Origin of the sequence: Nocardia sp. NPDC020380 (genome assembly GCF_044386975.1) — a bacterium.
GTDB lineage: Bacteria > Actinomycetota > Actinomycetes > Mycobacteriales > Mycobacteriaceae > Nocardia.
Window position 1 is genome coordinate 13,682 of the sequence record NZ_JBIRVQ010000001.1, and the last position, 19,865, is coordinate 33,546.

Consider the following 19,865-nt stretch of genomic DNA (forward strand, 5'->3'; position numbering starts at 1 on the left):
TTTCCAGGCGGTTAAGCTGTCATTTCTCCTGCGTGGCCGGAATTGCGGTATCGGCCACACCGACCGGGATGTCGGGGATGCCGAGCAGCACCGGCACCTTGCGCTCGCCGCTGTCGTCGAAACCGATGGTCGGATCGGCCTCGTCCGGCGCGTTCACGAAGGACACGAAGCGCGACAGCTTCTCCTCGTCCTCGAGGACGGCGGCCCATTCGTCCTTGTAGCCCGCGACATGCTTGGCCATGGCGGCCTCCAGCTCGTCCGCGATGCCCAGGCTGTCCTCGCACACGACCGCCTTCAGGTAGTCGATGCCGCCCTCGAGCGCTTCCTGCCACGGCGCGGTGCGCTGCAACCGGTCCGCGGTGCGGATGTAGAACATGAGGTAGCGGTCGATGTACTTGATCAGCGTCTCGTCGTCCAGCTCACCGGCCAGCAGCACGGCATGCTTCGGGCTGAGACCGCCATTGCCGCCCACGTACAGGTTCCACCCGTTCTCGGTGGCGATGACGCCGACATCCTTGCCGCGCGCCTCCGCGCACTCACGCGCGCACCCCGACACCGCCAGCTTCAGCTTGTGCGGGGAACGCAAACCGCGGTAACGCTTTTCGAGCAGCACCGCCATGCCCACCGAATCCTGCTGCCCGTACCGGCACCAGGTCGACCCGACGCAGGACTTCACCGTGCGCAGCGACTTGCCGTACGCGTGACCGGATTCCATGCCCACATCGACCAGGCGCTGCCAGATCAGCGGCAGCTGCTCCACCCGCGCGCCGAACAGGTCGATGCGCTGACCACCGGTGACCTTCACGTAAAGCCCGAAGTCCTTGGCGATCTGGCCGATGGTGATCAACTGATCCGCCGTCACCTCACCGCCGGGCATGCGCGGCACCACCGAATAGGTGCCGTTCTTCTGCAGATTCGCCAGGAAGTGATCATTGGTGTCCTGCAGCGCGGCCTGCTCGCCGTCGAGAATGTGATCACTGGAGGTGGAGGCCAGGATGGAGGCGACCGTCGGCTTGCAGATATCGCAGCCGGATCCCTTGCCGTACTTGGCGATCAGCGCCGAGAAGGTGCGGATACCGGTCGACTGGATGATGTGGAACAGCTCGGCGCGCGACTGCCCGAAGTGCTCGCACAGCGCCTTCGACATCTCCACACCGGACTGCTCCAGCAGCTTCTTGATCATGGGAACGCAACCGCCGCACGATGTTCCGGCACCGGTGCAGCCCTTGACCGCGGCGATATCGCACGCGCCGTCCGCGATCGCCCCGCAGATCGCGCCCTTGGACACATTGTTGCAGGAGCAGATCTGCGCATCGTCGGGCAGCGCGTCCGCGCCCAGTTCCGCACCGGCCGGCGAGATGAGCGCGGCCGGCTCGGCGGGCAGCGGGCGGCCGACCAGCGGGCGAAGCGCCGAATACTGGGTGGCGTCACCGACCAGGATGCCGCCCAGCAGGGTCTTGGCATCATCGGAGACAACGAGTTTCGCGTAGGTGCCCTTGGCCGCATCGTGCAGCACTACCGACAGCGCGCCCTCGGTGACGCCGTGCGCGTCACCGAAACTGGCGACGTCCACGCCCAGCAGCTTCAGCTTGGTGGACAGATCCGCGCCCGGGAACTCGCCCGCGCCGCCCACCAGGCGGTCGGCCACCACCTCGGCGGTGTTGTAACCGGGGGCGACCAGGCCGTAGCAGACGCCCTCCACCGCGGCGACCTCGCCGACCGCGTAGATGTTCGGGTCCGAGGTGCGCAAGCCCAGATCGGTGATCACACCGCCGCGGGCGCCGATCTCCAGCCCCGCCTCCCGGGCGATCTGATCGCGCGGGCGGATACCGGCCGCGAAAACGACCAGGGCGGCACGGATTTCGCTCTCATCGGAGAACTTGACGTTCAACCGCTCGGCAGCCGGTGCGTCCGTGACGGTTTCGATGGCCGAGGTGCCGACGCCGGTGTGCACGTGCAGGCCCAGCTCGGTCACCAGCTGCTCGAGGATGGCGCCGCCGCCCTCGTCCACCTGGGCGGGCATCAGCCGCGGGCTGAACTCGACCACGTGCGGGGTCATGCCCAGCAGGCGCAGCGCATTCGCGGCCTCCAGGCCGAGCAGGCCGCCGCCGACCACGATGCCGTGCGCGCCCGGCCCGGCCGCCTCGGCCGCCGCGCGAATGCCGTCCAGGTCCTCGAGCGTGCGGTAGACGAAGCAGCCGTCCGCGTCGTGCCCCGGCACCGGTGGCACGAAGGCGTACGACCCGGTCGCGAGAACCAGTGCGTCGTAACCGATCACGTCACCGGCGGAGGTGGTCACCTTGCGGGCGGCGCGGTCGATGCTGTCGGCGCGCACGCCCAGGCGCAGATCCACCAGATCGTCGCCGGCGTATTCGTTGCCCGGCAGCGCGAGATGCGCGTCATCCCAGACGCCCACGTAGGAGGAGAGTCCGACGCGGTCGTAGGCGGCCAGCCGCTCCTCGCCGAGCACGACCACCTGCCAGGCGCCGGCCTCGTCGCGGGAGCGCAGCGCCTCGACGAAGCGGTGCCCGACCATGCCGTGGCCGATGACAACCGCGGTCCTGCGTTCGATCGAGTGGGTCATGACGGTCCCTTTCGGAGTGGTCGAGTCAGGCTCGCGCCGACGAAGTGTCCGCTGCACCAAGGCTTTCGCCCTCGGCGCGCAATACCAAGGTCTCGGCTTCGGCAATGACGAACGTCTCATCGGCGCCGGCGGCCGTCTGATCGGCCGGCTGCGTGCCCGGCCGGCGCATGAACACCGCCCAGCAGACGACCGCGCACAGCACGTAGAAGGCCATGAAGACCCAGAAAGCCGTGGTAGCGGACTTGGTGGAGGCGTAGGAGGAGCGCAGCACCAGGTTGATGCCGACGCCGCCGAGGGCGCCCACCGCACCGACGAAACCGATGAGCGCACCGGAGGTATTGCGCGCCCAGGCGGCCTTGTCTGCTGAATCACCTTCCAGGCCACGTGATTTGGCCTCGAACACGGAAGGGATGATCTTGGTGACGGCGCCGTTGCCGATACCCGAGATGACGAACAGCAAGGTGAAGCCGACGATCATGGCGAGCAGCACGCCGCCCTTCGGGCTCCCGGTGCGATCACCCATGGTGCTCGCCAGCGCCACCACCACGGCCGCGGAAGTCATTGCGGCGAAGGTGTACAGCGTCACCTTGCTGCCACCGAGGCGGTCCGCCCATTTACCGCCGTACGGCCGGGCCAGCGACCCCAGCAGCGGGCCGATGAACGCGATCTGCGCCGCATGCAGCGTGGCCGCCGCGACGCTCTCACCGCCGGCCTTGAAACTGATCTGCAGCACCTGACCGAACGCGAACCCGTAACCGATGAACGAACCGAAGGTCCCGATGTAGAGGAACGCGATGGCCCACGACTGCGGCACCCCCAGCGCCTTCAGCATGTAGGACAGGTCGGCCTTCTGGTTCTTGACGTTGTCCATGTAGAGCGCCGCACCCAGCGCCGCCAGCACGATCAGGGCCAGGTACACCAGGCACACCACCGAGGCATTGCCGTACGCGTTGCCCAGCGCCGCGATGACCGCCAGCCCGACCAACTGCACCACCGGCACCCCGAGATTGCCGCCGCCCGCGTTCACTCCCAGCGCCCAGCCCTTGAGCCGCTGCGGATAGAAGACATTGATATTGGACATCGACGAGGAGAAGTTGCCGCCGCCCAGGCCCGCGAACGCCGCCACGATCATGAACGTCGTGTACGAGGTGCCCGGCTGATTCATGAAGTACAGCGTCAGCAGCGTCGGAATCAGCAGCAGCAGGGCGCTCACGATGGTCCAGTTGCGGCCACCGAACCGGGCCGTGGCCACGGTGTACGGAATCCGCATGAAGCCGCCGACCAGCGTCGGCATCGCGCCCAGGAAGAATTTCCCGGCCGGATCGATATGGAAGGTGGCGGCCGGCATGAACAGCACCATGACCGACCAGATCGACCACACCGAGAACCCGACATGCTCGGCGAACACCGACCAGATCAGATTGCGGCGGGCAATCTCCTTACCGCCGTTCTCCCATGCCACGACGTCTTCGGCATCCCAGTGTTCGATGTCGCGATTGCGCGTCAGCAGCTTCAAGGCGGGCCTCCTGAATTTCGGATGACCCCAACGTAGGTAACGGGTATTGCCGCAATGCTGCGACCGATGACCGTTGAATCAACGGTTGCTCACCTATCGCGAACAGGTCCGGTGAGAAGGGAGAAACCTCACCGGACCTGCGCGAGCTGTGTGAGTTTCGTGATCAGTTCCAGGTATCTTCGAGCAGCTGCGGCTTGCACGCCAGCCAGCCGCCCACCAGCAGCACGACCACCGCCACCACCAGGAAGGCGAAGGGCGCCAGCCAGCCGCCGGTCATCGAGTGCAGCGCACCGAAGAGCAGCGGGCCGACACACGCCACGGTGTAGCCGACGCCCTGCGTGAAGCCGGACAGCGCCGCCGACCCGGCACCCGTGCGGGTGCGCAGGTTGATCAGCGTCAGCGCCATCGGGAAGGTCGACGGGCCCAGGCCCAGGAACAGCACCCACAGCAGCGGCACGCTCATGGGCGCGATCAGCAGACCCGCGAAACCGGCGAGAAAGAAGACGGCGCAGCCGATCACGATCGGGAACGGATTCTTCATGCGGCCCACCACCATCGGCGCGGCGAGCGCCGCACCCAGGCCGAACAGCGCGAACAGGCCGACCATGCTGCCGCCGAAGCCCGCGCTCGCGCCCGCCTCGGTGAAGATCGTGGGCATCCACGCGAACAGCGAATAGGTGATCAGCGAGGTCATGCCGAACATGAAGGCCATGCCCCACGCCAGCGGCGACTTCCACACCTTGCCGGTGGATTCCGCTGCCTCCGCGGGCATTTCGGTGGTGTCGGCCAGGGCCGCGTCCTTGCGCACCCGGAGTACCGCCAGCCAGGGCAGCGCGGCCACGAAGGCCAGCACCGCCCACATGCCCAGCGAGATCCGCCAGCCGTGCGCCTGCGCGACCGGGACGGTGACCATGGCCGGCAGCACGGTGCCCAGCTGGACCGCCACGATGTAGAGCGAGGACAGCAGCGCCAGCTTGTCGGAGAAGTAGCGCTTCACCAGGGGCGGGATCACCACATTGCCGATGCCCATGCCGGACAGCGCCAGGGCGGAGAAGAGCAGCAGCTCCCAGGTGTCGGGGACGATCGCGCGCACGGCCGAGCCGACGCCGGTCAGCAGCATGGCGGTCAGCGCGGTCGCCTCCAGGCCGAGGCGGCGGGTCAGGATCGGGGTGATCAGGCCCGCCAGGGCGAACATGGCGGTCGGGATCATGCCGAACACACCGACGACGGCGGTGGAATAGCCGATGTCCTGGCCGATCTGCTTGGCCAGCGGGGTGAAGGCGGTGACGGCGACACGCAGGGTGAGCGCGGACATGAGGATGGCGGCGAGCACGAGCAGCCGCCCCTCGACGAGGGCGCGCCTGGATCGGATGTGCCCGCCGGACAGGGTGTGTCCGGGGGCAGCAGTGCGGCCCCGCTCGGAGGCCGTCATCGAATCAATCGTCGCAGTCACCCGAAAATCATAGGATGACCCGATGATGTGATGCAAAGAATGTGAGGCACGGTACGCTGTCTCCCGTGCAACCAGTCCGGCGTACGAGCCTCATCGCGCAGGTGACCGAGCAGCTTCGAGACGAAATCCGTTCCGGCCGTTGGGCCGTCGGATCGCGTATCCCCACCGAGCCGGAACTCACCGAGCTCACCGGCACCGGCCGGAATACCGTCCGCGAGGCCGTCCAGGCCCTCGTGCACGCGGGCATGGTGGAACGCCGGCAGGGCTCGGGCACCTACGTCATCTCCACCTCCACCCTCGGCGGCACTCTCACCGAGTACTTCGCCGACGCCCAGCAGCACGATGTCCTCGAACTGCGCCGCGCCCTCGACACCACCGCCGCCGCCCTCGCCGCCCGCCGCCGCGACGAGGCCGATGTCGCCGAACTCGAACGACTGCTCGAGGAACGACGGGTCAACTGGGACACCGATATCGAAGCCGCCATCGAGGCCGATGTGCAACTGCACCGCGCCATCGTGGTCGCCAGCCACAACGCGGTATACCTGGAGTTCTACGATTCGCTGCTGCCGGTCATCGAGGCCGTCATCCGCTCCCGCTCCACCCGCGCGGGCGAGGAGTACCACGAGGAGCACGAGGAACTGGTGCGCACCATCGTCGACGGCGACTCGGAAGGCGCTGCGCGCGCGGCCAATTGCTTCCTCGCCCGGCTCATCGGAGAGTTCCCCGAGACCCGCTGAACCACCCGCGAGCACCGAATCCGCCGGGTAACCGAAAGGTCACCACGGTGCGCGTCCAGACGTGAGCTGAATTTCCCGCAGTCGTCATCGAAGATATTTCCTTTGTAAACCCGGGTTCGTAACGTTGATGCGACCGCAACGCCCTTACCCCGGAAGACTTTCCGTGGCCGAGAGCAGCGATGAGGGCGGTCGAGGGCTCGAGAGGAAAGTTACGCATGACAGCCACTGAAGCTCCACCCACGTCAATCACTTATCAGAGGCGGGGCCGGTGGATCGATCACTGGGAACCCGACAACAATGAATTCTGGGAAAACGGAGGAAAACAAACAGCCCGTAAGAACCTGATGTTCTCCGTCTTCGCCGAGAATCTCGGCTTCAGCATTTGGGTCATCTGGGGAAGTGTCGTCACCGCCATGGGCGCGGCCGGATTCGGCTTCCTCGCAGGACTCGGGAAGGGCGACCCGACCGCAGTGAGCAACGCCCTATGGCTCACCTCCACCCCCACCCTCGTGGGTTCGGCGCTGCGCGTGCCATACACGTTCGCCATCCCGAAATTCGGCGGACGGGCGTTCACCGTGTTCAGCGCGGGCATGCTGCTGTTCCCGACCCTGGGACTCGTCTGGTTCGTGAACCAGCCGGGCACGCCGATGTGGGTGTTCATGCTGCTCGCCGCCCTCGCCGGCGTGGGCGGTGGAAATTTCTCCTCTTCGATGGCCAACATCAACTTCTTCTACCCGGAGGGCAAGAAGGGCACCGCGCTCGGCATCAATGCGGCGGGCGGCAATATGGGAGTCGCGCAGACCCAGCTCATCGTGCCGCTGATCATCACCCTCGGCACCCACCTACTGGCGAAGGACCCCGCCGGCTACCGGCTCGGCATCACGCTGTCGGTGCTGGTATGGGTACCGTTCATCCTGGTCGCGATGACCGGCGCATTGCGCTGCATGGACAGCATCAGCCACGCCAAGTCCGACGGTGAGTCCTACCGACTGGCGCTGAGCAACAGGCACACCTGGGTGATGGCCTTCATCTACGTCGGAACCTTCGGATCGTTCATCGGCTTCTCCTTCGCCTTCCCCACGCTGCTGAAGGCCAACTTCCCCGAGCTGGCCAAGATCGGCTGGATGAGCACTCTGGGCAACCTGGCCTTCCTCGGAGCCTTCGTAGGTTCCTTCAGCCGCCCGTTCGGCGGCTGGATCGGTGACAAGGTCGGCGGCGCCAAGATCACCTTCTACGTGTTCGGCGGGATGGCGCTGGGTATCGCACTGATCATGGCCTCACTGTCCATCAAGAACTTCCCGCTTTATCTGCTGTCGTTCCTGCTGCTCTTCGTTCTCACCGGCATCGGGAACGGGTCTGCCTACCGAATGATCCCCATGATCTTCGGCGCCGAGGCCAGGCGGCGCGCCAGCGAACTCGGCCAGGCCCCCTCCAGCGCGGCCGCCTCCGCCAAACGCCAGGCGGGTGCCGCGATCGGGGTTATCGGCGCGGTAGGCGCGGGCGGCGGCTGGGTACTGCAGCAGGCATTGCGCCTGTCCAACAGCCACTTCGGCAGCATGGCGCCAGCTTTCTGGGCCTACGCCGTGGCCTTTCTGGTGATGGGCGCGTTCACCTGGTGGTTCTACCTGCGCTCATCCTTCGCAATCGGCCGCGCTCCCTCGCTGGCTCACGCGAACGTCTGACGCCTACCGGACCTGTCCGACTCCCCAACCGAGCCAGGGGCATTCGAGGTCTCGCGCCCTCGGATCCCCGGAAGGCTGTCGCGCCGAGCGAAACTCATCCGCTGCGGCGCGACAGCGCTTTCATGAACTCCCGAAATCTCTAGAGCGCCAACCGGATCATGTCCGCCGTATGCGCGAGACCGGGGAACGCCTCCGGCGTCGAACGCGGGTGCAGGGCATGCACCGCCAGCCGGAACATGACCGCGCGCACCAGCATCTGCGACCATTCCGGCAGATCACCCCAGCGCTCCAGCAGACCCTCGTCCGCGCCACCCCAGGACAGCGCATCCACCACGATCACCGCGGCCGCCCACGGCGCGGGACGCCAGTACGGGGTGATATCGGTCAGGCCCGGCGCGAAAGAACCGGAGAACAACACGGTTCCGAACAGATCGCCGTGCACCAGCTGCGCGGGCGTCGTCACCGGTTTACGCAGCGTGGACAACTGGGTGATCAGATGCAGGCTGCGATCACCGTCCGGCGAGGTGGCGGGCAGCATGCCGCCCATCTTGAGACTGCGCAGCGGAACCGCTTCCCACGCGGCCCGATCCGCGGCGGCGAACACATCCACATCCACCCAGGGCGCGATCGGCGGTTGCGCGAGGAAGCGCGGGCGCTCCAGCTTCGCGGTCACTTGATGCAAGCGCAGGGATAGGGACACCACTTCGTCGTGCCGGGGTTCGGGCACGCCTTCGAGGTAAGTGTCCGCGCGCCAACCGGATACGACATAGCGGCCGTCAGTGGCCCGCACGGGGCGGGCCAGGCGTAGCCCGTCCACCCGGATGCCTTCCCGGACCTTGGCCGACCACGCGGCGCGCGCGTGATCGGTCACCGGGCTCAGCACCACGTCCCCGCAGCGCCACCCGCCGTCCCAGTTCCCGAGCGGAACCGGCACTTCCTCGCGCAGCCCGAAGGTCGCACGCACATGCTCCGGAGGTTCCACAGCAGTCATGGTCACGCGCGTCCTGTCCCGCCTCTCCGCGACTCGAGGCCAGACCCGTATGCCGTGGCCATTTCCGGTGGCGACCGGCGGTTGAACTCGTACCCGATTTATCCGGTACCCGGTGAGTTACCCGAATCGTTACGAAATCAGTCGCCAACTTTGGCAATCGTCGCTCAGTATTCGGTGCTCAGCCAGCTTTTCCGGCTTGCGGCGTGTCGTGATCGCCGCGGCCGGAATCAGTACACCGGTAGCGAGGAATCGACCTGGTTGGCCCAGGCGATGATGCCGCCCTGCAAATGCGTGGCATCGGAGAAACCGGCCCGCTTGAGCGCGGCCAAAGCCTCGGCCGAACGGATGCCGGTCTTGCAGTGCAACACGATCGGACGATTCTGCGGCAACTCCGCCAGCGCCTCACCGGAGAGGATGCGGTCCTTGGGGATCAATGTCGCCCCGTCTATACGGACGATGTCCCACTCGACCGGTTCCCGCACATCGATGATCGCGACATCCTTGCCCGCGTCGAGCATCTCCTTGAGCTCGCGCGCGGTGATCGTCGAACCGATCGCGGCGGCCTGGCCCTCCTCGGAGACCACACCGCAGAAGGCGTCGTAGTCGATGAGTTCGGTGATCGGCTGCCGGGCCGGATCGCGGCGCAGCTTGATGGTCCGGTAGGTCATATCGAGTGCGTCGTAGACCATGAGGCGGCCCAGCAGCGGGTCGCCGATACCGGTGATCAGCTTGATCGCCTCGGTCACCATGATCGAACCGATCGACGCGCACAGCACGCCCAGCACGCCGCCCTCGGCGCAGGAGGGGACCATGCCCGGCGGCGGGGCCTCGGGGTAGAGGTCGCGGTAGTTGATGCCGCGACCGTCGGGGGCGTCCTCCCAGAAGACGGAGACCTGACCCTCGAAGCGGTAGATCGAGCCCCACACGTACGGCTTGTGCGCCAGCACGGCGGCATCGTTGACCAAGTAGCGGGTGGCGAAGTTGTCGGTGCCGTCCACGATCAGGTCGTACTGCTCGAACAGTTCGATCGCGTTCTCGGGTTCCAGGCGAATCTTGTGCAGCACCACGTTGATTCCGGAGTTGATCTCCAGAATCGACTCGCGCGCACTGTCGGCCTTGGACCGGCCGATATCGGATTCGCCGTGAATGATCTGCCGTTGCAGATTCGAGGCATCCACCTCGTCGAACTCGACGATGCCCAGGGTGCCCACTCCGGCGGCGGCCAGGTACAGCAGTGCCGGGGAACCCAGCCCGCCCGCACCGATCACCAGCACCTTGGCGTTCTTCAAACGTTTCTGCCCGTCCACCCCGAGATCCGGGATGATCAGGTGACGGCTGTAGCGGGCGACCTCGTCCCGGGTCAGCTCCGCGGCCGGCTCCACCAGGGGCGGCAGGGACTGATGCGATGACACGTCTGCGGACTCCTCAATCGAATTCGCCGAATACTCGCGGCAGATCTGTGCAACACCGCGGCTCGGGCCGTTCTTCCCCAGCCTATTCCGGGCGGGCAGGCGGAATCCGGCCAGGGTCAGGCGCGGGGATAGGGCCAGGGGTTGAACTTGCAGGTCTTGCCGTCCATCGGGACGACGCCCTCCGGATCGAGTTTGGCGATGTCGTTGTTCCGGGTGCCGAAGGTCTGCTGCATCATCACCGGCGCCAGGCCGCCGTCGGTCTCACAGGGCTGATGCTGGTGGTAGCCGATGGCATGCCCCACCTCGTGATTGATCTGGTACTGGCGGTAGGAACCGACATCGCCCTCGAAGGCCAATGCGCCACGCACCCAGCGCACTTCGGACAGCACGACCCGGCCGATATCGGCATTGAAACAGGAAGAGTCGATGGGGATTTCGAAGCCGCACGACTTGCGCGTGGTGTCGCGGGAGGTCAGCGAGATGCGGAAGTCCGGATTGCCGTGGTCGATGCGGCGGAAGCCGAAACGCGGATCATGCGTCCAGGACTTGGGATTCGCGAGGGTGGCGTCGACCATGCGGCCGATCGCGTCGTCGCCGCCGAGGCTGGAGGTGTCCACGCCGTCCTCGACCTCGATCGTGTACGCGAAGACGTGTTCGGTGCCCTGCCCGATCTGCCCGGTACTGCCGGGGACCACATGCCAAGTGCCGGCGGCGGTATCGGTGTAGGGGCCGCCGCCCGGAACCGCGCCCGCGGGCAGGTTCGAGGGAAAGACGCCGTCGCCCTTGGGTGGCAGGCCGCCGACAATGCCGGTCGGTTTGTCCGTGTGGTCGCTCAGCCGGCCGAAGCCGGGAACGCCGGAACCGGTGCCGCCGTGGCCGCTGAAGGCGTCCCAGGCCACCAGCACGGTGACCACCAGCAGGACCGGGAGGGCGTAGGCGCGCCAGCCGTAGGTGGAGACGAATCTGCCGAGCCCGCTCTGTTTCTTGGTCTCGCGTTCCGGGCGCGGGCGGCCGTTGCCGCCTTCCGGTATCGCGGTCGGGTCCCAGCTGGCCCGCAGCGGCTGATGCGGCAGCGGCAGGCGGTCGTCTCCGGGAGGTGGATCTTCGACCAGAGAAGGAACCGACGGGCCGGTCTGCGGTGCGCTGTCCGCGGAGTACATACCGAGCGGATCGTAGATCGGCCCGGTGGGTCTACCTCGGCGCTTCACGCCCATCAGACTCTCACAGAATGCCCGTCGCCACGTGGGGCGAGGGTCCGGTCCCGACACCCCTACTCGACTCCCTGCGAGATATCTCACGCGAATGGGGTACACCTCACAAATCGGCACATGTGCTACACAAGTGTGATCGGCCTCGCATAATCGGTTGCGGCAACCACACTGCCGACAGCACTGAGCGAGCGGCCACGGCATTGTGCGGATCGACAAGATTCAGCACACCAAATATTCGGAACCAGGATCGGCACCGGACCCACGAGCGAGTATCGTTCGGGAGATACCCCCGGTGACCTCCTTCCTACCGGGAATCGACTGGGAGATCGGAATGACTGACCTCGTGGACCGGATGACTAGCCATCGCATGTCGTCCGAGGCCATGGCGCCGAGCAAGCGCGGCACCCGCCTGCCCCGCGAGGCGCGCCGCGCACAGCTACTCGCCGCGGCGAGCGAGGTTTTCGTGCTACGCGGCTACCACGCCTCCGGAATGGACGAAATCTCCCAATGTGCGGGAGTCAGCAAACCCGTGCTGTACCAGCACTTCTCGAGCAAACTCGAGCTGTACCTGGCCGTGCTGCAGAACTACGTCGACGCCCTGGTGTCGAGCGTGCGGCAGGCGCTGCGCTCCACTACCGACAACAAGCAGCGCGTCCGCGCCGCCGTACAGGCCTACTTCGACTTCGTCGACCACGAAACCCAGGGTTTCCGACTGGTTTTCGAATCCGACCTCACCAATGAGCCGCAGGTGCAACGCCGCGTCGAACAGGCCACCGAGGCCTGCGTGGACGCCGTCTTCGACCTCGTCGCGCACGACTCCGGCCTGGACCCCTACCGCGCCCGCGTGCTCGCCGTCGGGCTCGTCGGCGCCAGCCAGTTCAGCGCGCGCTACTGGCTCGAGGCCGATCGCCCCATCCCCAAGGAAGAGGCCGTCGACACGACCGTCTCGCTGTGCTGGGGTGGGCTCAAGAATGTGCCGCTGCACCCGATCGATTGAGCTATAAGCACTCTCGCTGAATCGAATCGGACAGCGAATCGGACAAAAAGAAATGGCCCGCCGAGAACCTCGGCGGGCCAATCTTGTTCGTCTATCAGACAGCCGCGAAGCCGACGCGACCCGAGGACGGGGTGCCGATCTCCACATAGGCGACCTTCGAAGCCTGGATCAGGTACTTGCGGCCCTTCTCGTCGGTGAGCGACACGACGCCGCCCTCACCCTGGAAAGCACCGGCGACGAGCGCCTCGACCTCGGCAGGGGTCTGCGAGCTGTTGATCACGAGCTCACGCGGGCTATCCGAAATACCGATCTTGACCTCCACGGCCAACCTCCGAACCTAGAGTCCTGTGCTGTCTTGATCAGGCTAGTCGAGCGCGCCGCGGTACCGGCACCGACGGCCGTGCGCTCTCAGCGAACGACCGCCACCGCGAACGGCCTAGCCCAGACCGAGCTGCCGCATGCGCTCGGCGTGACTGTCCTGCATGTGCTCGAACAGCGTCGCGATGCCGTTCAGATCACCGGTCGCGGTGAGCACCAGCTCGGTGAGGTCGTCGCGCTGCGCCATCACGTACTGGGCCTGGGTGATCGCCTCGCCCAGCAGACGGCGGCCCCACAGGGTGAGGCGGTCGCGCTCGGAGCGGTTCTGGGAGACGGCGGTGCGCACCTCCTCGATCACGAACTCGGAGTGACTGGTCTCGGCCAGCACATCGCGCACCACGTCGGCGACCTCGGGAGCCAGGGCGCCGGCGATCTCGGTGTAGAAGTCGGCGGCGATACCGTCACCGACATAGAACTTGACCATCGACTCCAGCCAGGTGGAGGGGTCGGTGGAGGCGTGATAGGCGTCCAGGGCGCGCACGAACGGCGCCATGGCGTCGAACACCTCCGCGCCACGATCCGCCAGCGCCTGCTCGAGGGTGTGGAAATGGGCCATCTCATTGGCGGCCATCTTGGCGACGGCCACCTTGCCGCGCAGCGACGGCGAGAGTTTCGCCTCTTCGGCCAGACGGTAGAAGGCGGAGATCTCGCCATAGGCGAGCACCGCGAACAGATCGGTCACTCCGGGGTGCGCGGCGGCGATCTTGCCGTCAGCAGATTCCGGCTCGGCGCCCAGCGCGGTAGGCGAATTTGCTCCCATGGGTCCCACCCTAGCCCGCCCCGGACGTGCGCATTCACCCATCGGCGACGACACCCGCGGCGTAATCCCGGGGCGCACGGAAAACCATGCGCCACTGTGTTTTTCGTGTACGGCTCAGGCCTGGTCGCGCAGGAACTTGTCCAGGTACGTCCAGGTGGTCTCGCGGGCCGTGAGAATGCCGAGATGCGAACCCGGAGCGGTCTCGTAGCGCACATCCGGCGAACCGGTCAGCGTCTTCAGACCGTGCTTGACCGCGGCGGCCGCGGTGATCACGTCATTGGGGCCGCCGACCAGCAGCACCGGGACGGTCACATCGGCGACGGCGATCTCCCGTTCACCCAGGTGCACGACGCCCTTGCCGATATCGTTCTCCAGCATGAAACGGCTCCACAACTGGTTGTAGAACCGGCCCGGATAACCCGGCAGCGAATTCTGGAACCGGTCGATGGTCTCCATCCGGGCCAGCGTCGCCGTATCCGCGAGATTGCTCGCAATGAAGAAGGGGCGCTTGAGTTCTCGCTCCCACGCGGTCGCGCGATAGGCGATACGGGTGAGGCGCGCCGAGACGCCGCCCGCCGCGCGGATCGCGGCGGTGGCGGTCCAGCCGCCGTCCAGCCAGGTCAGGGCGCGCAGCTCGCGCACGCCGACCATGTGGTCGTAGCTCAGCGGGGCGCCGACCGCGGTGACGGAACGGATCGGCAGGGCCTGATCCGCGGCCGCGGTCAGCAGGGCGAGCACGCCGCCGATCGACCAGCCCACCAGATCCACCGGGCGGCCACCGCGATCGGCGGAAACCTGGCGGATGGCCTCGGGCAGGATGTCGTCCACCCAGTCCTCGAAGCCCATGCGGCGGTCCTCGAAGGTGATGTCGCCGTAGTCGACCAGGTAGGGGGCGCGGCCGGTGTCCAGCAGGAACCGGGCCAGGCTCTGATCGGGGCGCAGATCGAAACAGAAGGCGGGCGCGGCCAGCGGCGGCACCAGCAGCACGGCCGGGGCGTCGGCGCTCGCGCCGTCGTAGCGGCGCAGCTCGCGATGCGGGGCATCGTGCAGCACGGTCGAGGGGGTGGGTTCGGGGTCGGCGATACCGTCGCCGAAGGTAAGAGCCCACGCATTGCGTGCTGATGTCACAGCATTGCGCGCGGCGGTGCTCACGGTGTCTGCCAAGCTCACCCGCACAACTTCGCACATACTGCTACACCTTGTAACACATATGTGAGCAATCCAACTCTCCGCACACTCGCCCAGGCTGCATCCTGCTGCGAATTACGGTGCGCCGCAATCCTTAACGGAGATGCGAAGTCCCGCACCCCACTCGCCCGAACGTTCGATTTCCACCCCTACCAGCGCAATAATGCCCGGCAATTACGGTGGCGGAAAACAGGGCGAAGTATCTATCACGCTACAATCTCCGCGGACAGCGAAAATTTCGCCCGAACGAGTTTGCCCCAGACACGGTGAACCCGGGCCGATGGCCGTAGTCCACGGAAAATGTGCGCGCACTCCGATCCGCAGCACTGCACGCCGCGCCAGGTCGATGCCCGGCCCAGGACGATCCCGGAAAGGCATCCCGCAGCGGCGCGACAACGGATCAGTGGTCGTCGCGGACCGGCCGGTCCGCCCCACACCTCGTGCGCGCGAGATGCGATCACGAGGAAAGGCAAGAACCCTGAGCAAGATCACCGTAGAGCCGGAACCGGGCGTGGCGGACACGCTGCTCACCGCGGAGCTCGACGAAACCCACACCGCCCCCACCTTCGCCGAACTGAATGTGCGCCCCGAAATCGTGCGCGCACTCGCCGAAATGGGCATCGAACGCACCTTCGCGATTCAGGAACTCACCCTGCCGCTCGCACTGGCCGGTGAGGATCTCATCGGACAGGCCCGCACCGGCATGGGCAAGACCTTCGGATTCGGTGTGCCACTGCTGCATCGGATCAGCACCGGCAGCTCCGGCACCATCGCACTCGACGGCACCCCGCGGGCACTGGTCATCGTGCCCACCCGTGAGCTGTGCGTACAGGTCACCTCCGACCTGGAGAACGCCGCCAAGCACGTGAAGGCCGCCGACGGCACACCGCTGCGCGTCACCGCCATCTACGGCGGCCGGCCCTACGAATCGCAGATCGAGGCCCTGCGCCGCGGCGTCGACGTCGTCGTCGGCACGCCGGGACGACTGCTGGACCTGGCCGAACAGCAGCATCTGATCCTGGGCAAGGTCCAGGTGCTGGTGCTCGACGAGGCCGACGAAATGCTCGACCTGGGCTTCCTGCCCGATATCGAGCGCATCCTCAACATGGTTCCCGACCAGCGGCAGACCATGCTGTTCTCGGCCACCATGCCGGGCCCGATCATCACGCTGGCACGGACATTCCTGAACCGGCCCACACACATTCGCGCGGAAGAACCGCACGATTCGGCCGTGCACGACCGCATCGAGCAATTCGTCTATCGCGCACACGCATTGGACAAGAGCGAACTCATCGCGCGCATCCTGCAGGCCGAAACCCGCGGCGCCACCATGATTTTCGCGCGCACCAAGCGGACCGCGCAGAAGGTCGCCGACGATCTCGCCGAACGCGGCTTCGCCGTCGGCGCGGTACACGGCGACCTCGGGCAGATCGCCCGCGAGAAGGCGCTCAAGAAGTTCCGCGAAGGCAAGATCGACGTCCTCGTCGCCACCGACGTCGCCGCCCGCGGCATCGATATCGACGACGTCACCCACGTCGTCAACTACCAGTGCCCCGAGGACGAGAAGACCTACGTGCACCGCATCGGCCGCACCGGCCGCGCGGGCCGCGCCGGTGTCGCCATCACCCTGGTGGACTGGGACGAACTCAAGCGCTGGGCCTCCATCGACGCCGCCCTCGACCTGAAGATCCCCGAGCCGGTCGAAACCTACTCCCGCTCCCCGCACCTCTACGCCGAACTCGGCATCCCCGAGGGCATCACCGGCGTCCTGCGCAAGCGCAAGCCCGAACGCGACGACGACGCCGTCGTGGTCGAGCGCGAATCCCGCGCCCCCCGCGACCGCGGCCGCCGCCGCACCCGCGGTGGCCGCCCGCTCGACGGCGAAGCAGCCGTCCTCGAAACCACCGGATCCCCTGTCTCCGAAGGTGATTCGGCCGACGAAGACAAGCCCGGCCGCCGTCGCCGCCGTCGCCGCCGCGGCAAGGGCGCCGGCGACAACACCGCCGCGGTCACCAACGGCACTGCCGAGACGACTTCGAATACCGAAGCGGCACAGCAGAATCCGGCCATCGAGGACAACGGCAACGAGGCCAACGGCAACACCGAAGGCGGCCGTCGCCGTCGCCGCAACCGCCGTGGCGGCCGCGGCCAGACGGACGCCGACGGCACCGTCGAGTCGCGCAGCGACGCCGATGCCACCCGCCGGGACGAGGTTTCGACCACTGACGGCCAGGCTGAGGTTTCCACCGCGAACACGGCCACAGCGTCGGCCGCGACCGAAGCACCGGCCGTGATCGCCGATGCGGCAGTGGTGAACTCCGAAAAGGTTTCCGCCGAAACGGATTCCATCACCGAGGCCCCGCGCAAGCGCACCCGCCGCACCAAGGGCTCGGCTGACGCCACGAACGGTGCGACCGTCGCGGTTAACGGCGCAGTCGGCGTGCAGACGTCGCTCTTCTCGCACGCACCGGACACCCACGCACCGAGCACGGCCACCGCGGCCGCCAACGGTTCGGCCGTGACCGATGCCACCGCGACGGCCGCCGGCAACGGCCCCGCCGCCGACGATTCGGTCGCGACCACCGAGGCACCGCGCAAGCGCACCCGCCGCGCCAAGACGGCCGAGCCAGCCTCGGAAGCCACGACCGACACGGCCACCGCACCGGCTGCCACCGAGGCCGAGGCCCCGCGCAAGCGGACCCGCAAGGCGGCAGCCGAAGCGACCACCGGCGCGGCCGAGACCGCGGACACCACGGCCGACCTCGCCGGGCCTGCCGTTGCCGAGGCTCCCGCACCGCGGAAACGCGCTCGGCGAGCCGCGGGAGCAGCGGATGCGACGACTGTCGAAGCATCGACCGAAGGCGTTTCGGCAGCTGACACCGTCGACGCACCGAAGGCCGCACCGCGCAAGCGCACTCGCAGCACCACCGCTGCGGCCGAAGTTGTGAACGCCTCGGCTGAGGCTGCCGCGCCGGAAGCCGTTGCCGCTGAGGCCGCACCGAAGAAGCGCGCCCGCCGCACCGCCGGATCCCCGGACGCGACGGCCGTAGCGACGGAGGACTCGGCCACCGCCGAGGCGCCGAAGGCCGCCCCGCGCAAGCGGACCAGCAAGGCCACGGCCGACACCGCCGCGGCGAGCGAGCCGACTGTGGTGGCGGACGCCGGACAGGAAGCTGCCCCGGCCCCGCGCAAGCGCACTCGGACCACCAAGGCTGCCGCCGCGGACACCACGGTGAACGGGACTGCGGCCGTAGAGGTTACGGCCGAGGCCAAGGCCGCGCCGAAGAAGCGCGCGAGCCGCGCCAAGGCCGCCGAGGCGTCCACCGAAGCGGCGGAGGCCGTGCCGGCCGCCCCGAAGAAGCGGACGGCACGCAAAGCCGCCACCACGGAGGCGGCCCCGGCCGAACCCGTTGCCGAGAAGCCGAAGAAGCGGACCCGCAGCAAGGCCGTGAGCGCCGGCGTGACAGCCGACGAGGCAGTCGCAGCCTCGGCATAACGGAAAAGACCCATCGCCCGCCGCACCGGCTCCTCGAAGCCGTTGCGGCGGGCGATGCTCATTGCGGGGTGGCACAGCAGTATCCGCAGGGCCGAATCGGTGTCCGCCGCACTGACTGTTCGGCTGTGGCGGAGGATGGCGGGAACCGGGGCGGTGACCTGGGGCTGGGAATGGGCCGGGGTGGTGGGGTTCGGGTTGGGGCCTCGGCGTCGGGGGGTGGATCGGCTAGTCTCGCTGTCGTGCTCGCACCCGAGCGGCGGACACGCGCCGATATTCTCACCGCTGTCGCGATCGCCGCTCTGGTGGCCATCGCGATAGTGGTCATTGTGTGGGACAGCGATGTCCGGGGGACGGAGTCGGTGCCCGCGGCGCAGACGTTGGCTGCGCCGGCTCCGGCGACCGCGTTGCCTACCGAGTTGCACGAGTTGTGGCAGCAGGCGGATGGGGTGGCCGGGCGGGCGCTTTCGGTGGGGGCGGTGGCGGTTACCGCGGATGGCGGGACCGTTACCGGGCGGGATCCGCAGACCGGGCAGCAGGTGTGGAAGTACGAGCGGGAGCTGCCGTTGTGTGCGGCGGAGGTGCAGTTCGGGACGGTTATCGCCACGTATCGGGATGAGCGTGGATGCAGTCAGACCACGCTTCTGAACGCGGAGACCGGGACTCGGCTGGCGGCGCGGTCCAGTTATATGGACGATCATGTGTCGCTGGCGCCGGACGGGACCTACATGCTGGCGCTCGGTGACAATCGGCTGGAGATGTGGCGCTCGGATCTGGTGCGCACGCTCGAATACGGGTACGTCGACGCTCCGGTGAATCCGCATACGCAGCCGCGCACCGGGTGCACGCTGTTGTCGGCCGCCTCGGCACCGAGCCGGCTGGCGGTGCTGGAACGGTGTCCCAAGGAGAACGCGGACCGGCTCACGATTCAGAATCCGGCGCCGAAGGACGGCACGGTTCCGGAGGAATACAGTTCGCAGGTGCTCAACGAGCCCGGCGGCGCGATCAACGGCGCGCGGGTGCTCGCGGCCTCGGACAGCCGGGTGCTGGTGTATCTGCCCGGAACCTCCGGCACGCCACCGGAATTCGCGGTGTACGACGTGTCCGGCAATCTCATCGGCACCCACGCGCTCACGGCGCCGATGGCCGACAACGCACTGGTCGCGCATATCGCGAACGCGTACTTCGTTTTCACCGGCGACACTCTGATCGCGTTGAACTCCACCACTTTCGACCCGCTGTGGGGTGTGCAGCATGTGCTCGGCACGCCAGCCCTGATGGCCGGCAAGGTGCTGGTGCCGGTGCCCGACGGGCTGGCCGCGCTGGATCCCGCCACCGGCGTGCAGACCGCTCGAATCCCGGTGCAGCGCAGCAACTATCACAATGAGCCCATCACCCTGTCCGTGGTCGGCTCGATCGTGCTGGAACGCCGCGGCAATGCCATGTACGCGCTGGGCTCCTGA

The 19,865-nt window shown here is 67.3% G+C and carries 13 protein-coding genes and 1 pseudogene; 5 read left to right on the forward strand and 9 right to left on the reverse strand.

What is annotated here, in order from left to right; all coding sequences use genetic code 11:
* Positions 1–19 precede the first annotated feature (19 nt).
* The 3 genes from nirB to ACH438_RS00085 all read right to left on the reverse strand — a co-directional run bounded on the left by nirB (position 20) and on the right by ACH438_RS00085 (position 5,553).
* Positions 20–2,584: a nitrite reductase large subunit NirB gene (gene nirB, locus ACH438_RS00075; RefSeq protein ID WP_396999425.1), complete on the reverse strand. Its 2,565-nt coding sequence runs from the start codon at positions 2,582–2,584 to the stop codon at positions 20–22.
* A 25-nt stretch (positions 2,585–2,609) separates the two neighbouring features.
* Positions 2,610–4,100 carry a nitrate/nitrite transporter gene (locus ACH438_RS00080; RefSeq protein WP_396999427.1) on the reverse strand — a complete coding sequence of 497 codons (1,491 nt, stop codon included), beginning with the start codon at positions 4,098–4,100 and terminating at the stop codon, positions 2,610–2,612.
* A 163-nt stretch (positions 4,101–4,263) separates the two neighbouring features.
* Positions 4,264–5,553 carry a CynX/NimT family MFS transporter gene (locus ACH438_RS00085; protein WP_396999429.1) on the reverse strand — a complete coding sequence of 430 codons (1,290 nt, stop codon included), beginning with the start codon at positions 5,551–5,553 and terminating at the stop codon, positions 4,264–4,266.
* A 65-nt stretch (positions 5,554–5,618) separates the two neighbouring features.
* Here ACH438_RS00085 and ACH438_RS00090 point away from each other — a divergent pair, with 65 nt between their 5' ends.
* Both ACH438_RS00090 and ACH438_RS00095 read left to right on the forward strand, forming a co-directional pair.
* Positions 5,619–6,290, forward strand: a complete 672-nt coding sequence (locus ACH438_RS00090) for a FadR/GntR family transcriptional regulator (RefSeq protein WP_396999431.1) — start codon at positions 5,619–5,621, stop codon at positions 6,288–6,290.
* 344 nt (positions 6,291–6,634) lie between these two features.
* The gene (locus ACH438_RS00095) at positions 6,635–7,972 is read left to right on the forward strand and encodes an MFS transporter (RefSeq protein WP_396999433.1); all 1,338 of its coding nucleotides are present in this window, start codon (positions 6,635–6,637) and stop codon (positions 7,970–7,972) included.
* Positions 7,973–8,111: 139 nt separating this feature from the next.
* Here the strand turns inward: ACH438_RS00095 and ACH438_RS00100 are convergent, their stop codons facing one another.
* The 3 genes from ACH438_RS00100 to ACH438_RS00110 form a co-directional block, all read right to left on the reverse strand.
* The gene (locus ACH438_RS00100) at positions 8,112–8,963 is read right to left on the reverse strand and encodes a TIGR02569 family protein (RefSeq protein ID WP_396999435.1); all 852 of its coding nucleotides are present in this window, start codon (positions 8,961–8,963) and stop codon (positions 8,112–8,114) included.
* A 227-nt stretch (positions 8,964–9,190) separates the two neighbouring features.
* A complete protein-coding gene (gene moeZ / locus ACH438_RS00105; protein WP_396999437.1) occupies positions 9,191–10,375 on the reverse strand; it encodes an adenylyltransferase/sulfurtransferase MoeZ in 1,185 nt (394 codons plus the stop codon).
* A gap of 116 nt (positions 10,376–10,491) precedes the next feature.
* Positions 10,492–11,535 (reverse strand): DUF3152 domain-containing protein, encoded by a 1,044-nt coding sequence (locus tag ACH438_RS00110; protein ID WP_397000671.1) that lies wholly within the window; start codon positions 11,533–11,535, stop codon positions 10,492–10,494.
* Between the two features lie 382 nt (positions 11,536–11,917).
* Between ACH438_RS00110 and ACH438_RS00115 the strand changes: the two genes are divergently transcribed.
* Positions 11,918–12,583 carry a TetR/AcrR family transcriptional regulator gene (locus ACH438_RS00115; RefSeq protein WP_396999439.1) on the forward strand — a complete coding sequence of 222 codons (666 nt, stop codon included), beginning with the start codon at positions 11,918–11,920 and terminating at the stop codon, positions 12,581–12,583.
* A gap of 94 nt (positions 12,584–12,677) precedes the next feature.
* Here the strand turns inward: ACH438_RS00115 and ACH438_RS00120 are convergent, their stop codons facing one another.
* The 3 genes from ACH438_RS00120 to ACH438_RS00130 form a co-directional block, all read right to left on the reverse strand.
* Positions 12,678–12,905 carry a DUF3107 domain-containing protein gene (locus ACH438_RS00120; protein WP_396999441.1) on the reverse strand — a complete coding sequence of 76 codons (228 nt, stop codon included), beginning with the start codon at positions 12,903–12,905 and terminating at the stop codon, positions 12,678–12,680.
* 114 nt (positions 12,906–13,019) lie between these two features.
* A complete protein-coding gene (locus ACH438_RS00125) occupies positions 13,020–13,721 on the reverse strand; it encodes a ferritin-like fold-containing protein (protein WP_396999443.1) in 702 nt (233 codons plus the stop codon).
* A 114-nt stretch (positions 13,722–13,835) separates the two neighbouring features.
* Positions 13,836–14,891, reverse strand: a complete 1,056-nt coding sequence (locus tag ACH438_RS00130) for an alpha/beta fold hydrolase (RefSeq protein WP_396999445.1) — start codon at positions 14,889–14,891, stop codon at positions 13,836–13,838.
* Between the two features lie 469 nt (positions 14,892–15,360).
* On the opposite strand from ACH438_RS00130, the pseudogene ACH438_RS00135 reads away from it, so the two are divergent.
* A pseudogene (locus ACH438_RS00135) lies at positions 15,361–16,947 on the forward strand (DEAD/DEAH box helicase); the annotation flags it as partial.
* 1,697 nt (positions 16,948–18,644) lie between these two features.
* A complete protein-coding gene (locus ACH438_RS00140; RefSeq protein WP_396999447.1) occupies positions 18,645–19,865 on the forward strand; it encodes a PQQ-binding-like beta-propeller repeat protein in 1,221 nt (406 codons plus the stop codon).